This is a genomic window from Pigmentiphaga sp. MLSB6-MA01 (assembly GCF_058793475.1).
Genome location: NZ_JBXAFV010000007.1, coordinates 124,177 through 136,483, shown reverse-complemented (window position 1 = coordinate 136,483; position 12,307 = coordinate 124,177). Strand labels below are relative to the sequence as shown.

Sequence of the window (12,307 nt, the reverse complement as noted above, 5' to 3'; positions counted from 1 at the left end):
GCAGGCGCGGCTAGGGCCGCGCGCCGAAGATGGGGCTGCCGTATTGCGGGGTGGGCGGGCGCTGCGGATAGACCGAGGTGCCGAAGGTGTTGCCCATCCGATTGGCCATGGCCGCGCGGTTGAACAGACCCAGCTGATTGGAGGCGCGCTGGACGATGGCTTCGGAGGCGAGTTCGGGGCCGCCCTCCATTTTTCCTGGCGCGGGATTCGGTTGCAGCTTCTGCGTCAGGCATCCATAGGAAGGCGCGCGCTGGCCGTTGACTTCGACGTCGAAGCAGGACGGTTGGGCGTTGTCGGGCGCGGCTGCCGCGGCGGCGCCCGATACGAGGGCGCAGGCGAGGGCGGCGAGGGGCAGGTGCAGTGTGCGGTTCAGGTTCATGGCGTTCTCCTGCCTGCCAGCGTAGCACCCGGCACCGATTCCCTCTACCTCGCTGCCGCGTCATTCGCCGGGGGTCGCCAGCCGCCGGTTTTTCATGAACTTTTCATGACAAACGACAGTCCGGGGCCGCCCCATCCGTCTAAGCAAACGTATGCAACGCCGACATGGGGCTGTTGGACCTGTCCAGCGATGAACGACCCGGATCCCGTGCCTCTTCCGGCATGACGCCGGGAGGGGATGCCGCGAAGGCTACTACTTGAGAAACGAATTCGACACATGCATGAGCTGAGAAAGAACGGGCCGTCGGCGGCATGGCGGGCCCTTTGTATGGCGGCGCTCTCGCTGGGAGCGCAGGGCCTGACGCTGGCCCAGGAGCCGGGCGCGGCGGCGCCGGCCGGAGCGTCGAGCGAGGCGGAACGCCGCGTGGACATCAACGAGTACATCGTACGAGGCAATACGGTGCTGGACGTGCGGTCCATCGAGAAGGCGGTGACGCCTTTCCTCGGGCCGGGCCGTACGCTCAAGGACATGGAAGGCGCACGCGACGCGTTGTTGTCCGCCTACCAGACCAAGGGCTATCAATCGGTCTATGTCGACCTGCCTGAACAGCAGGTCGTGGGCGGCATCGTCTACCTGCAGGTCTCGGAAACCAAGGTGGGACGCGTTCGCGTGGTAGGTGCCGAGTATTCGTCGCCGCTGGAGGTCAGGGACCAGGTTTCGGCGCTGAAGGAAGGCCAGGTGCCTGATTTCAACAAGGCACAAGCCCAACTGACCGAGCTGAACCGGACCGGCCGCCGGCAGGTGATGCCGCTGGTCCGGCAGGGCAAGCTGCCGGGCACCATGGACGTGGACCTGAAGGTGGAGGACAACAGTCCGTGGCGCGCCAGCGCCGGCCTGAACAACGACCACAGCCCGGATACCAGGTCGCTGCGGGCCACTGCCTCCATCGGCCACGACAATCTGTGGCAGATGGGGCATAGCGCGTCGCTCAGCTTCTTCGGCGCGCCGCAGGACCTGGACCAGACCAAGGTGTGGTCCGGCTCGTACATCGCGCCGCTGCGCGATTCGAACTGGAGCATCGAGGCTTCGGGCTACGTCTCGGACAGCAACGTCTCCACCGTGGGCGGTACCTCGGTGCTTGGCAAGGGCCATGCCATCGGCCTGAAGGCCACCTACACCGTTCCCAACGCGGGCGACTGGTGGCATGCCTTCAGCGCCGGCATCGATTTCAAGAGCAACAAGGAACAATTGCGCCTGGGCGCCACCGGCGACGAGGTGCCGCTCAAGTACGCGCCGATCACGCTGTCCTATTCGGGCTTTCGCCAGACCGAGCGTGGCCAGTACGCGCTGGGCATGTCGTTCGTGACCGGTACCCGCAGCCTGTTCGGCTATGGCAGCAATTGGGAAGCGTTCAACTACAAGCGCTACAAGGCCAAGCCCGCCTTTATGGCGCTCAAGGCCGACGTCAACGCGACCTACAACTTCGTCGGCGAATCCCAACTGGGCTTCAGGCTGGCCGGACAGATGACCGATTCGCCGCTGGTTTCGGGCGAGCAGATCGCCGCCGGCGGCATGAACTCGGTGCGCGGCTACATGTCGGCGGAGTCCACCGGCGACTACGGTCTGGTCGGCTCGGTCGAGTGGCGCACCAAACCCCTGCAATGGGCCGGAACCTGGGTCGAGAACTGGCGCGCGTACGCGTTCCTGGATGCCGCCCAGCTCCGCCTGCAGGATCCGCTGCCCGAGCAGCAGTCACGTTTCACGCTGGCTTCGGTGGGCGTCGGAACCAGCTTCCGCATCGGCCAGCGCGTGTCCGGCCGGCTGGACTTCGGCTATCCGCTCAGGGACGGCCCCCGCACGGAAAAGCACGATCCGCGCGTGACCTTCAGCATCAACGCCAGTTATTGATCATCGCCACTCGCTTCCACTCATGTCTTCCAGCAAAGATTTCGGAGAGTTTTCCATGCGACGCATTCTGCTTCTCGCGCTCACCATGTTGAGCGCGATCCTGCCCGGCCTGGCGCAGGCCTGGTGGCAGCCCGACTGGGCCTACCGCAAACCCATCACCATCGACGCCACGCCGCAGGGCGCGGCCCTGGGCGGCGAGGCCGGCCGCACGCCCGTGCTGGTCCGCCTGCACACCGGCAACTTCAGCTTCGAGGGAGTCGGCGAGAACGGCTCCGACCTGCGCTTCGTCGCGGGCGATGACAAGACCGTGCTCAACCACCAGATCGAGCAGTTCGATCCCCTGCTGGGCATCGCGCTGATCTGGGTGGACGTACCCAACGTCTCGGCCGGCGGCGCGCAGCAATTGTGGATGTATTACGGCAACCCCAAGGCGCCCGCCTCGGCCAACGGCCAATTGACTTTCGATCCCGACTACACGCTCGTCTACCACTTCGCCGAGGCCAACGTGCCGGCGCGCGATACCACCGCCTATGGCAACCATGCGCAGACCGCCGTGGTCAGCGTCGACGGCACCGTGATCGGCAAGGGTGCCCAGCTCGGCGCCTCGCCGCTCATGCTGCCCGCCTCGCCCTCGCTGTCGCAACAGGCCGGCGCGCCGTTCACGTTCTCCGCCTGGGCGCGTCCCGACCAGCTCGGCGCCGAACAGGCCTTGTACGTCCGCCGCGATGGCGCCAACGAGTTGGTCGTGGGTGTGAACCAGGGCGTGCCGTTCGTGCAGGTCAATGGCCAGCGCAGCGCCCCCGGCCAGCCGATCCAGGCGGGACAGTGGTCGCACATCGCGGTCAAGTCCGACGCCGGCAACGTCACGCTGTACGTCGCCGGCCACCAGGCCGCGACCGTGGCCGCCAGCCTGCCCGCTTTCAATACGTCCGCGTCGGTCGGCGGCGACATCGCCCGCCCGGCCACGCCGGGCCAGACGGCCTCCATCCCGGCGTTGGCGGCGTTCACCGGCGCCATCGATGAGCTGCGTCTGTCCAAGACCGCCCGTCCCGACGCGCTGATCCTGGCCGACGCCATCTCGCAGGGCGCCGATTCGCGCCTGACCGCTTTCGGCGCCGACGAGCAACAGGCCGGCAAGAGCCACTTCGGTTTCATCCTGGCCGCCATGCCGCTGGACGCCTGGGTGGTCGTGGCGATCCTGGGCCTGATGATGCTGGTCTCTTGGGCCATCATGATCGGCAAGGGCCGCAGCTATGGCTCCATGTCGCGCGCCAATGGTTCGTTCATGGCCTTTTTCCGCGAGTCGGCCGGCGCGCCGCTCGACAGCCTGGCCAACAGCAACCGCGTGCCGGAAGACGTCAGGCAGGATTCGTCGTTGTGGCGCCTGTACGAAGTGGCGGTCGAGGAAATGCGCCGCCGCCAGGAGCGAGGCTACGACATCAACGCCGTCTCCGACGCCACCATCAGTGCCATCCGCGCGGCGATGGACGGCGTGATGGTGCGCGAGAACGAGCGTATGTCCAAGCGCATGAACTGGCTGTCCACGACCATCGAAGGCGCGCCTTATGTGGGCCTGTTCGGCACGGTGATCGGGATCATGCTGGTGTTCGTGGTCGCGGCCATGGCCGGCGCGGTCGACATCAACTCGGTGGCGCCGGGCATGGCTGCCGCGCTGCTGTGTACCGCGGCCGGCCTGGGCGTCGCGATCCCCGCGCTGTTCGGCTACAACTGGCTGGCCTCGCGTTCGGAAGCCATCGGCGCCGACATGGCCGTGTTCGTGGATGAGTTCTCCACGCGCCTGGCCGAAGAGCAGGGCGCGGGCCGCCAGGTCCGTCCCTCCTTGCAGCGCGCTTGACGGAGCGGGCGACCATGGCAACCGCAGTCAAGTTCGGCACCAAGAAGCGTGCCAACGGCATCAACATCACGCCCTTCGTCGACGTGCTGCTGGTGGTGCTGGTCATTTTCATCCTGACCAGCAACGCCAGCATCCCCGGCATCCGCGTGGACCTGCCCAAGGCGAGCGCCTCGGTCCCCCTGGAGAAACCCAAGACCAAGGCCATCACCATCGATAACGCCGGCCAGGTGTTCCTGGATGCCTATCCGGTCACGCTGCCCGAACTGGAAGAGCGGTTGCGTACGGAAAAGGCGCTGTCGCCCGATTTTCCAGTCATCGTCCGCGGCGATGCTTCGGTCCAGTACGCGAAGGTGGTCGAAGTGCTCGACCTGTTGCGCCGGATCGAGCTCAACCAGGTCGGCCTGGTGACGGGCAAGCCGGCCTGAGGAGAGCAATGTGAGCAGTCGTGATCCCGTCTCCCGACCGGCCTCGCCAGGCAGCCGCCTGTGGCGGCGCTGGGGCGGGCTTGTCATCGGGTTGGGCGTGGCGTCCATTCTTGCCGGATTGCTGTGGTATCTGCTTGCGGATACCGCCAGTACCAGGCGCGAGGTGGCGGCAACGCCGATGCTGATGTTGCCCCCGCCACCTCCGCCGCCGCCCGAGCCGGAGAAACTGCCCGAGCCTGAACCGGAGATCAAGCCGGAAATCGTCGAGCCCGAGCCTACGCCCATCGAACCGCTCGATGCGCCACCGGAGGACGCGCCGCCGAGCCCGTCGCAGGACCTGGGTGATCCCGTCACCATCGATGGCGCCGCCCAGGCCGGCACGGACGCCTTCGGCGTCGCGGCTGGCCGCGGCGGTGGATCGGCGGGAGCGGGGCGCGGGGGAATGGGCAATTCCTCGTACGCCTCGTACTACTCGAGCGCCTTGCAGCGACTGCTGGCGCGCGATGCGCGGACCCGTCAACTGGCGTTCCAGGACATACGCATCGATCTCTGGCTGACCGCGGACGGCCGCGTGGCGAAGGCCCAGCTGGTGCAGAGCACCGGCGATGCCGAAGTCGACAAGACCGTGTTGGCTGCGGTGCGGGACGCGGACGCGATCGATGAACGTCCCCCCGCGTCGATGCGCTATCCGATGCGCCTGACCATCAAGGGGCAACGTCCGTCATGAACACGCCGCAGCAACCTTATCCGTTTCCACCCCATTCCGTGAATTCGCTCATGAATCAATCGACAGCATCCGATCGCCGCGCGACCCGCGGCAGCCATACCCGGCCGTGGCGGCCGGCCGCGGAAGCGGCGCGCAGCCGTCCCGGCCTCCGAGCCATCGCAGCAGCCGTCGCGTCGGTCGTCGGGCTGCTGGGAAGCGTCCCGGCGCAGGCCCAGACCGCGGCATCCAATGAAAGCGCGATGGTCCGCCTGATCCGTGGCCTGATCCAGAGCGGCGCCCTGACGAAGGACGTGGGCGAGGCGCTGCTGGCGCAAGCGCAGACCGAGGCGCTTGCCTCCCAGCAGGCGCAGCGCCAGGCGGCCACAGCCGCCGCAGCCGCCACGGCGGGCGCGGCCGGTGGCGCGTTGCGCCCCGAAGCGGGCGACGTGCGTATTCCGTACATTCCCGAGACCGTGCGCGACCAGATCCGCGACGAGATCAAGGGCCAGGTGATGGCCCAGGCCAAGTCCGAGGGCTGGGCGGCTCCCAACGAGACGCCCGAGTGGACCAAGCGCATCCGCATCGAGGGCGACATGCGCGTGCGCAACGAATCGCGCTTCTACTCGGACGGCAACAGCAATATCGAGGTGGACTGGGCCGCGATCAACCGAGGCAGTGGCTATGACGTCAACGGCAACACCAACCTGTCGCTGCCCAATACCATCAATACCCGCGAGAACCGCAAGAACGTGTTCCGCGCGCGAGCCCGGCTGGGTATCTACGCCGACCTCTCGGACCGCACCGAAGTGGGCGTGAGGCTGGCCACCGGCAGCGACGAAAGCCCGGTATCGACCACCCAGACGCTGGGCGGCGGCCTGGGCAAGAAGAATGTCTGGCTCGACCAGGCCTACCTGGCGCACAAGCCGCTCGACTGGCTGACCGTGGTCGGCGGCCGTTTCGGCAATCCCTTCTTTTCGTCCGACACCCTGTTCTCGTCGGACCTGAATTTCGACGGCCTGGCCATGAAGGCGGAGCGGCCGTTCGCGGCGAACCCGGATGTATCGTTGTTCGGCAGCCTGGGCCTGATCCCGCTCGAGTACTCGTCGGACAGTTTCCCCGGCACCAGCCAGGACAAGGCGCGCAGCCACAACAAGTGGCTGATCGGCGCGCAGGTCGGTTCGAGCTGGAAGGTGAACGAGGACAACCGCCTGCGCGGCGCGGTGGCGTACTACGACTTCCGCAACATCAGCGGCAAGGTGTCGCAGCCCTGCTCCCTGTACGCGGGCGCCGACCATTGCAGCACCGACTGGTCCCGTCCGGCTTTCATGCAGAAGGGCAACACGCTGATGTTGTTGCGCAATATCGCGCTTGATCCGCTGGACCCCGCCAATACGAAGATGCCGCAGTATGTCGGATTGGCGTCCAAATTCCAGCTGCTGGACCTGAACTTCCGCTGGGACACCAAGGTCGCCGGCGGCTACGGCCTCAGGCTGGATGCAAACTACATCCGCAACCTGGCCTATGACGCCGACGAGATGTGGAACCGCGCCGGTGGCGGCATCGTCAACAACTTCGGCGGCACCGGCGGTACCGGCCGTTCGGACTTCAAGAGCGGCGCCAATGCCTACATGGTGCAGGTCACGTTCGGCAAGCCCGCGCCCATCGCGCGCGGCGACTGGAACCTGCTGGCCGGCTACAAGCGCATCGAACCGGATGCGATGCCCGACGCCTACAACGATTCGTCCTTCCACCTGGGGGGAACGAACGCCAAGGGCTACTACGTGGGCGGTTCGTATGCCATCGACAAGAACACGTGGTTCACCGGCCGCTGGATGTCGACCAAGGAAGTCTACGGCGCGCCGTTCTCCGTCGACATGCTGCAGGTCGAATTCAACGCCCGCTTCTAAGGAGAATGACGTGCATCTCGCATCCCTAGTGCCGTCGGTGGCCGTACCACGCCGCGCCGCCTGCGCGGTGGTGCTGCTGCTCGCCGCCGCCGGCGGCGTCCAGGCGCAGCAGGCACAGAGCATGGAGGAAAGGCTGCGCGCCCAGTTGCGCATCACGACTTCCCAGCTCCAGCAGGCGCAGAACGAACTGGCGGCGCTGAAGGCCGGCCAGGGGGCCGCTGCGGCGCCAGCCAGGGCCGACGAGCTGGCGGCCATGAAGGAAGACCTGTCGCGCGCCAAGGCGCAACTGGCGGCCGAGCGCGAATCCCGGCAGAAAGCCCGCGACGACAGTGTGCAGCTCAAGGAACAGGCCGAGGCCGCCCTGGAGAAAGCGGGCGCCCAGGTCGCCCAGTACCGCAATGCCTACGACGAACTGCTGAAGATGGCGAAGGCGTCCGAGGCCGAGCGGCAGCGGCTGGCGTCGGAGACCTCGGCGCAACACACAGCGATCGGCCAGTGCGAGGCGAAGAATGCCCAGTTGTATGCCGTGGGCAAGGAGATCCTCCAGGCCTATGAAGCCATGGACGTGGGCACCGTGCTGTCCGCGCGCCAGCCGTTCGCGGGCGCCGCGCGGGTCAGGCTGGACGAGGCGGCCCAACAGTTCGGCGACAAGTTGTACGAGGGACGGTTCGACGCCCGTGGCGCGGCGTCCGCCGCGGCCCAGTAACCGGGGCGTGATGCAGTTTGGCGGCGGCCGAGGTGGTTTTGTCACATTGCTTCGTTGCAATAGAGGCCACGGAGTCCGCCACGGCTCCGCCATCACCGGCTGGCGGTCACGATCAGAGAAGGAAGTTGAAGTCATGAAGCTCAAGCAAAACCCCTCCACGTATTCCAGGCCAGTTGTCGTGGCGGCCCTGCTCGCCGCCTGGCTGGGCGCCGCCGCGCCGGTCCATGCGGCGGACAGCGGCACTTCGGTCGCCAGCGTGGGCAGCGTCTCGATCAAGCAGCAGGAGGTCGAGCAACTCCTGCGCGGCATGCCCGATGCCGAGCGCGATGCCGTCAAGGGCAATCGGGCCGGCCTGGAGAACTGGCTGCGCCAGCGCCTGGCCAGCGAAGCGCTGCTCAAGGAAGCCCAGGGCAAAGGCTGGGACAAGCGCGCTGAAATCAAGACGCGCGTGGACGCGGCGGTACGCGAGGCCACGGATCGCATCGTCGCCACCTCGTACCTGGATTCGGTGGCGCAGCTTCCCGAGGGCTATCCCTCGGAGGCTGACGTGCGAGCGGCCTACGAACGCGCCAAGGAAGGCTTCCAGCTTCCCGCGACCTATCACGTCGCCCAGATCTTCCTGGCGGCGCCGGCCAATGACGGCGCGGCTGTCGCCAAGGCCCGCGCTCAGGCGCAGGACCTGGTGGGCCAGGCCCGCAGCGGCGATTTCGCCGAGCTGGCGCGCAAGAATTCGCAGGACGAGCGTTCGGCCGCGCGCGGCGGCGACGTCGGAACCCTGCCCCTGGCGCAGTTGCTGCCCGAGGTGCGCGACCCGGTGTCCCGCCTGCAGCCCGGCCAGGTGAGCGAGCCGGTCCAGTCGTCGGCGGGCATCCACGTGCTCAAGCTGCTCGACTCGCAGGCCCCGCGCATCGCCACGCTGGACGAGGTCAAGCCACGTCTGCAGCAAGTGCTGCGACAGCAGCGCAAACAGGAACTGATCGAAGCCTACATGGCCAGGCTGGCACCCGCCGGTTCGATCAAGATCGACAGCGCGGCGCTGGATGCCGCGATGGGCAAGGTCAACTGAACAGCATTCATCATCAGGACAGAACATGAGCAAGAACGACAACCAAGCCGCCGTGGAAACCATCGCGGCACAGATGCTGACCTTCGTCGGCGCAGACCAGGTGGCCGAAGCCATCAAGGCGGCCGGTTGCGCCGTGACCCCGATCGAACAGGACGGCGTGGTCCGCCTGCACAGCGCCAGCCACGGCGTCGGCTTCCAGGTGCTCTGGGGCAATGCCCAGGCCAAGGACGAGTATGCCGACTTCACGTTCAGCTGCCCGCTGCGGATACAGGGCGGCGAGCTGCCGGCAGGCCTGTTGACTGAATGGCATCGCACCAAGCGTTTCGCGCGTGTCTCCCAGCATGGCGATTTCGTCGTGCTGGAGATGGACGTGGTGGCGGCCGGCGGCGTCTCGCCCAGCCATCTGGTCGTGGCGGCGCAGATCTGGACGCAGATGATGGGGCAGTTCTTCCTGTACCTGCGCAACTTCCGCGCGGCCGAAGGCGCCCGGGCGGTGGAAGGCGAACAGGTCGAGCAGGCCGGGAGCGAGCCTGCCGCCGTGACGGCTTGACGATCCGCGGCCGCCGGATCGCTCGGTGACACGGGAGAAACCTATGCAGGAGACGGCAGTCACCCATGACGCCGAAGGCGCCGTGCAGGAAGCCATCCAGCGGCGGCTGAACGCGACGGCGCGCCAGCTTGAGCGCACGCGGCGAGTGGAGACCGCGCGTGTGCGGCAGCGCGAACGGCTGCTGCGGATGCTGGCGGAATCCATGGCGGAACTTGGCATATCCGGCGCGGAACTCCAGGCGGCGTGCCGCGCGTACAAGTCGAACAAACGCGGATCGGGAGGCAACGACGGCGGAGCGAAGCAGCGCTAATGCCGGAGCCGGCGGCATTGCCGGTTTTCATGAAAACGTCATATTTCATATCGCCGTCATAGAGCGCGACTACGATCCCCGCACCCCGGATTGGAGTGCAGGGTTTGTCCGTTCATCTCCTGGCAACATGTACGCATCGGTCCTTCCACGTTACGGACAAGGCAAGCGCCGCGCTGCGGTTGGTGGCCGCGCTTCATTGGCCCCTGGGCCTGGCGGCGCCTGTATTGGCGCAGGCACCGCCTCCGGCGGCCGTGCCGCAGGACGCCCGAGTTTCGTTCGACCTGCCCGCGCAGCCGCTGGCCGCGGCGCTGGACGCCTATGCCCGGATGGCGGGACGTCCTGTGCTGTTCCGCGATATCTTGGTCGCCGGTAGGATGTCGGCGCGCGTCGATGGCATGCATACGGGGCGCGAGGCGCTCGACCTGATGCTGGCGGGAACGGGCCTGGTCGCCGATGACGTCGGTAGCGGGATGGTCGATGCGTTCGTACTCAAGCCCGCGCCGGGGGAAGGAGAAAGGGCGTCGCCGCAGGCTATCGACCGATACGGGGGCATGGCACAGGCAAGAATCATGGATGCGTTGTGCGGCGACAGCTTGACGCGACCGGGCGGGTATCGAGCCCTGTTGCGGATTTCCGTGGCCGGCGACGGCCGTGCCGAGGTCCGGCTGCTCGGCACGACAGGCAAAGGCGAACGCGACGCGGCCGTGCTGCGGGCCATCGCGCATACCCGGTTCGCGCCACCTAACGGCGTACCGCAACCCTTGACGCTGATCGTCCTGCCGCGCACGGACATCGCCGGCCGGGACTGTCCGGCGCGAGGGCACTAGCATGACGCAGAAGGGCGATGCGCGGCCACTGCTCCGGTCGCTTCTGGTGCAGCGCTACAACGACCTCAAGCAACAGCTCATACGCAGGCTGGGCAATGCCGATCTGGCCGGAGAGGCCTTGCAGGATACCTGGCTGCGGTTGCAGGTCCAGGACGAGCGGGACACGCTGATCGCCAGCCCCTATTCGTATTTGCTGCGCATGGCGGTGAACGCGGCGGTGGATGCCCAACGTGCGCAGACCCGCATGCTTTCCGCCGACGAGATCGAATCCCTGGCCGAATTGCCCGACCCGGCCCCGGGGCCCGCGCAAACCGCCGAGGACCGGGCCCAGGTCCAGGCCCTGGCCAGGGCGATCGAGCGCATGCCCGAGCGCTGCCGCCAGGTGTTGATCCTGGTCCGCTGGGAGGGATTGCCCCAGGCAGAGGTGGCCAGGCGGCTGGGCATCTCCTTGCGTGCCGTGGAGTACGAATTGAAAAAGGCGCACGACTATTGCATGGCGCGGACAGGGCGCGGCGAGCGATGAAAAATCTTGGGGATCTGGCGGTGCCGGTACGTCTCTTCATTACCAGCCTGGAAAGGTCGAGCCGATGACGGTCTTGCCTGCGCCCCCCGCGGGGCCCGAATCCGACGAGATGCTGCGCAAGCAAGCGCGGGCCTGGGTGCGCCTGCTCATGTCCGGGCAGGTCAGCCAGTGGGACGCGCTTGCCTTCAACCGCTGGAGGTGTAGCAGTGACCGGCATGGGGAGGCTTTCGCCCAAGCCCGGCGCGAGTGGCAACTGATGAGACCGGCGATCGGGCAGGTGCTTGCCGGGGATACCGCGCTTGGCGGACGCCGCGGCAGGCCACGGGCGGCGGCCACGCCGGCGGGCCGCCGGGCGTTCTTCGGCGTGGCTGCGGGCGCGGTGGCCGGGGCGGTTGCCGTCGTGGTCCAGCCGCCATTCGGCCTGTGGCCGGCCATGGACCAGTGGGGCGCGGATTTCGATACCGGGCCGGGCGAGCAGCGGCACGTCGCGGTGGCCGACCACGTCGATATCGTGTTGAACACGCGGACCCGGGTTCGCCGGCAGGCGGCCGGGGGGCAGCCCGCAGGCATGGAAGTGCTCGAAGGCGAAATAGCCGTCGACCTGGACGCGGCGGGCGCGCCGTTCCTGGTGCGGGCCGGGGCCGGCACCAGCGTGGGCCGCGCCGGCAGCTTCCAGGTCAAGCTTACGGAAGGACGCTCGTGCGTGACCTGCCTGGCCGGCACGGTGCGCGTCGAGCACCCGGCCGGGGTACGCGTGCTGGCGGCCCGCCAGCAGGTCTCGTACGACGGCCGGCAATTGGCGGATATCGCACCCGTCACGCGCGAGGATGCTCTCGCCTGGCGGCAGGGCATGCTCGTATTCCGGCGGGACCGGCTCGCCGATGTCATCGCCGAGATCAATCGCTACCGCGCCGGCCGCGTCGTGCTGTTGGCCGGCGGCCTGGACGACAGTGCGGTCAGCGGCCGGTTTTCGATCAAGGCGCTGGATGCCGCATTGCTGCAGATCCAGCATTCGTTCGCATTGACCGCGCGTGCGTTGCCCGGCGGGATTGTCCTCCTGAGCTGAACGACACCGAAATTTAATTCGGGGATTCGTCGGGCGGTGCGCGTCTCTATGAGTAACAGACTTCGTTACTCGAGCGAGA

The 12,307-nt window shown here is 67.3% G+C and carries 13 protein-coding genes; 12 read left to right on the top strand and 1 reads right to left on the bottom strand.

From position 1 onward, the window contains the following. Positions 1-10: 10 nt before the first annotated feature. A complete protein-coding gene (locus tag AC1Q6E_RS13660; protein ID WP_152800090.1) occupies positions 11-379 on the bottom strand; it encodes a hypothetical protein in 369 nt (122 codons plus the stop codon). A gap of 276 nt (positions 380-655) precedes the next feature. On the opposite strand from AC1Q6E_RS13660, the gene AC1Q6E_RS13655 reads away from it, so the two are divergent. From AC1Q6E_RS13655 to AC1Q6E_RS13600, 12 genes are all read left to right on the top strand, one after another. Then, positions 656-2,287, top strand: a complete 1,632-nt coding sequence (locus AC1Q6E_RS13655) for a ShlB/FhaC/HecB family hemolysin secretion/activation protein (protein WP_152800092.1) — start codon at positions 656-658, stop codon at positions 2,285-2,287. Positions 2,288-2,342: 55 nt separating this feature from the next. Then, complete coding sequence (locus AC1Q6E_RS13650) at positions 2,343-4,142, top strand: DUF2341 domain-containing protein (protein ID WP_492572932.1); 1,800 nt, start codon at positions 2,343-2,345, stop codon at positions 4,140-4,142. A 14-nt stretch (positions 4,143-4,156) separates the two neighbouring features. Beyond that, on the top strand, positions 4,157-4,567 hold the full coding sequence (locus AC1Q6E_RS13645; RefSeq protein WP_087781292.1) for an ExbD/TolR family protein: 411 nt from the start codon (positions 4,157-4,159) through the stop codon (positions 4,565-4,567). Between the two features lie 10 nt (positions 4,568-4,577). After that, on the top strand, positions 4,578-5,294 hold the full coding sequence (locus AC1Q6E_RS13640; protein ID WP_492572931.1) for an energy transducer TonB family protein: 717 nt from the start codon (positions 4,578-4,580) through the stop codon (positions 5,292-5,294). A gap of 50 nt (positions 5,295-5,344) precedes the next feature. Further along, complete coding sequence (locus tag AC1Q6E_RS13635) at positions 5,345-7,180, top strand: putative porin (protein ID WP_152800095.1); 1,836 nt, start codon at positions 5,345-5,347, stop codon at positions 7,178-7,180. Between the two features lie 10 nt (positions 7,181-7,190). Further along, positions 7,191-7,886 carry a hypothetical protein gene (locus AC1Q6E_RS13630; RefSeq protein WP_296556861.1) on the top strand — a complete coding sequence of 232 codons (696 nt, stop codon included), beginning with the start codon at positions 7,191-7,193 and terminating at the stop codon, positions 7,884-7,886. A gap of 133 nt (positions 7,887-8,019) precedes the next feature. Further along, positions 8,020-8,952, top strand: coding sequence for a peptidylprolyl isomerase (locus AC1Q6E_RS13625; RefSeq protein ID WP_492572930.1), 933 nt, complete (start codon positions 8,020-8,022; stop codon positions 8,950-8,952). Positions 8,953-8,977: 25 nt separating this feature from the next. After that, complete coding sequence (locus tag AC1Q6E_RS13620) at positions 8,978-9,502, top strand: YbjN domain-containing protein (RefSeq protein ID WP_152800099.1); 525 nt, start codon at positions 8,978-8,980, stop codon at positions 9,500-9,502. Positions 9,503-9,545: 43 nt separating this feature from the next. Next, entirely contained in the window at positions 9,546-9,812 is a 267-nt protein-coding gene (locus AC1Q6E_RS13615) for a hypothetical protein (RefSeq protein ID WP_152800100.1), read from the top strand. A gap of 104 nt (positions 9,813-9,916) precedes the next feature. Continuing rightward, complete coding sequence (locus tag AC1Q6E_RS13610; RefSeq protein ID WP_152800102.1) at positions 9,917-10,639, top strand: TonB C-terminal domain-containing protein; 723 nt, start codon at positions 9,917-9,919, stop codon at positions 10,637-10,639. A 1-nt stretch (position 10,640) separates the two neighbouring features. Then, positions 10,641-11,162 carry an RNA polymerase sigma factor gene (locus AC1Q6E_RS13605; protein ID WP_152800104.1) on the top strand — a complete coding sequence of 174 codons (522 nt, stop codon included), beginning with the start codon at positions 10,641-10,643 and terminating at the stop codon, positions 11,160-11,162. Between the two features lie 64 nt (positions 11,163-11,226). Beyond that, positions 11,227-12,228, top strand: coding sequence for a FecR family protein (locus AC1Q6E_RS13600; protein ID WP_492572929.1), 1,002 nt, complete (start codon positions 11,227-11,229; stop codon positions 12,226-12,228). Positions 12,229-12,307 lie beyond the last annotated feature (79 nt).

Bases quoted from the DNA above. Each gene is read 5' to 3' on its own strand.
- AC1Q6E_RS13660 (WP_152800090.1), bottom strand. From the start codon at position 379: ATGAACCTGAACCGCACACTGCACCTGCCCCTCGCCGCCCTCGCCTGC.
- AC1Q6E_RS13655 (WP_152800092.1), top strand. From the start codon at position 656: ATGCATGAGCTGAGAAAGAACGGGCCGTCGGCGGCATGGCGGGCCCTT.
- AC1Q6E_RS13650 (WP_492572932.1), top strand. From the start codon at position 2,343: ATGCGACGCATTCTGCTTCTCGCGCTCACCATGTTGAGCGCGATCCTG.
- AC1Q6E_RS13645 (WP_087781292.1), top strand. From the start codon at position 4,157: ATGGCAACCGCAGTCAAGTTCGGCACCAAGAAGCGTGCCAACGGCATC.
- AC1Q6E_RS13635 (WP_152800095.1), top strand. From the start codon at position 5,345: ATGAATCAATCGACAGCATCCGATCGCCGCGCGACCCGCGGCAGCCAT.
- AC1Q6E_RS13625 (WP_492572930.1), top strand. From the start codon at position 8,020: ATGAAGCTCAAGCAAAACCCCTCCACGTATTCCAGGCCAGTTGTCGTG.
- AC1Q6E_RS13620 (WP_152800099.1), top strand. From the start codon at position 8,978: ATGAGCAAGAACGACAACCAAGCCGCCGTGGAAACCATCGCGGCACAG.
- AC1Q6E_RS13615 (WP_152800100.1), top strand. From the start codon at position 9,546: ATGCAGGAGACGGCAGTCACCCATGACGCCGAAGGCGCCGTGCAGGAA.
- AC1Q6E_RS13605 (WP_152800104.1), top strand. From the start codon at position 10,641: ATGACGCAGAAGGGCGATGCGCGGCCACTGCTCCGGTCGCTTCTGGTG.
- AC1Q6E_RS13600 (WP_492572929.1), top strand. From the start codon at position 11,227: ATGACGGTCTTGCCTGCGCCCCCCGCGGGGCCCGAATCCGACGAGATG.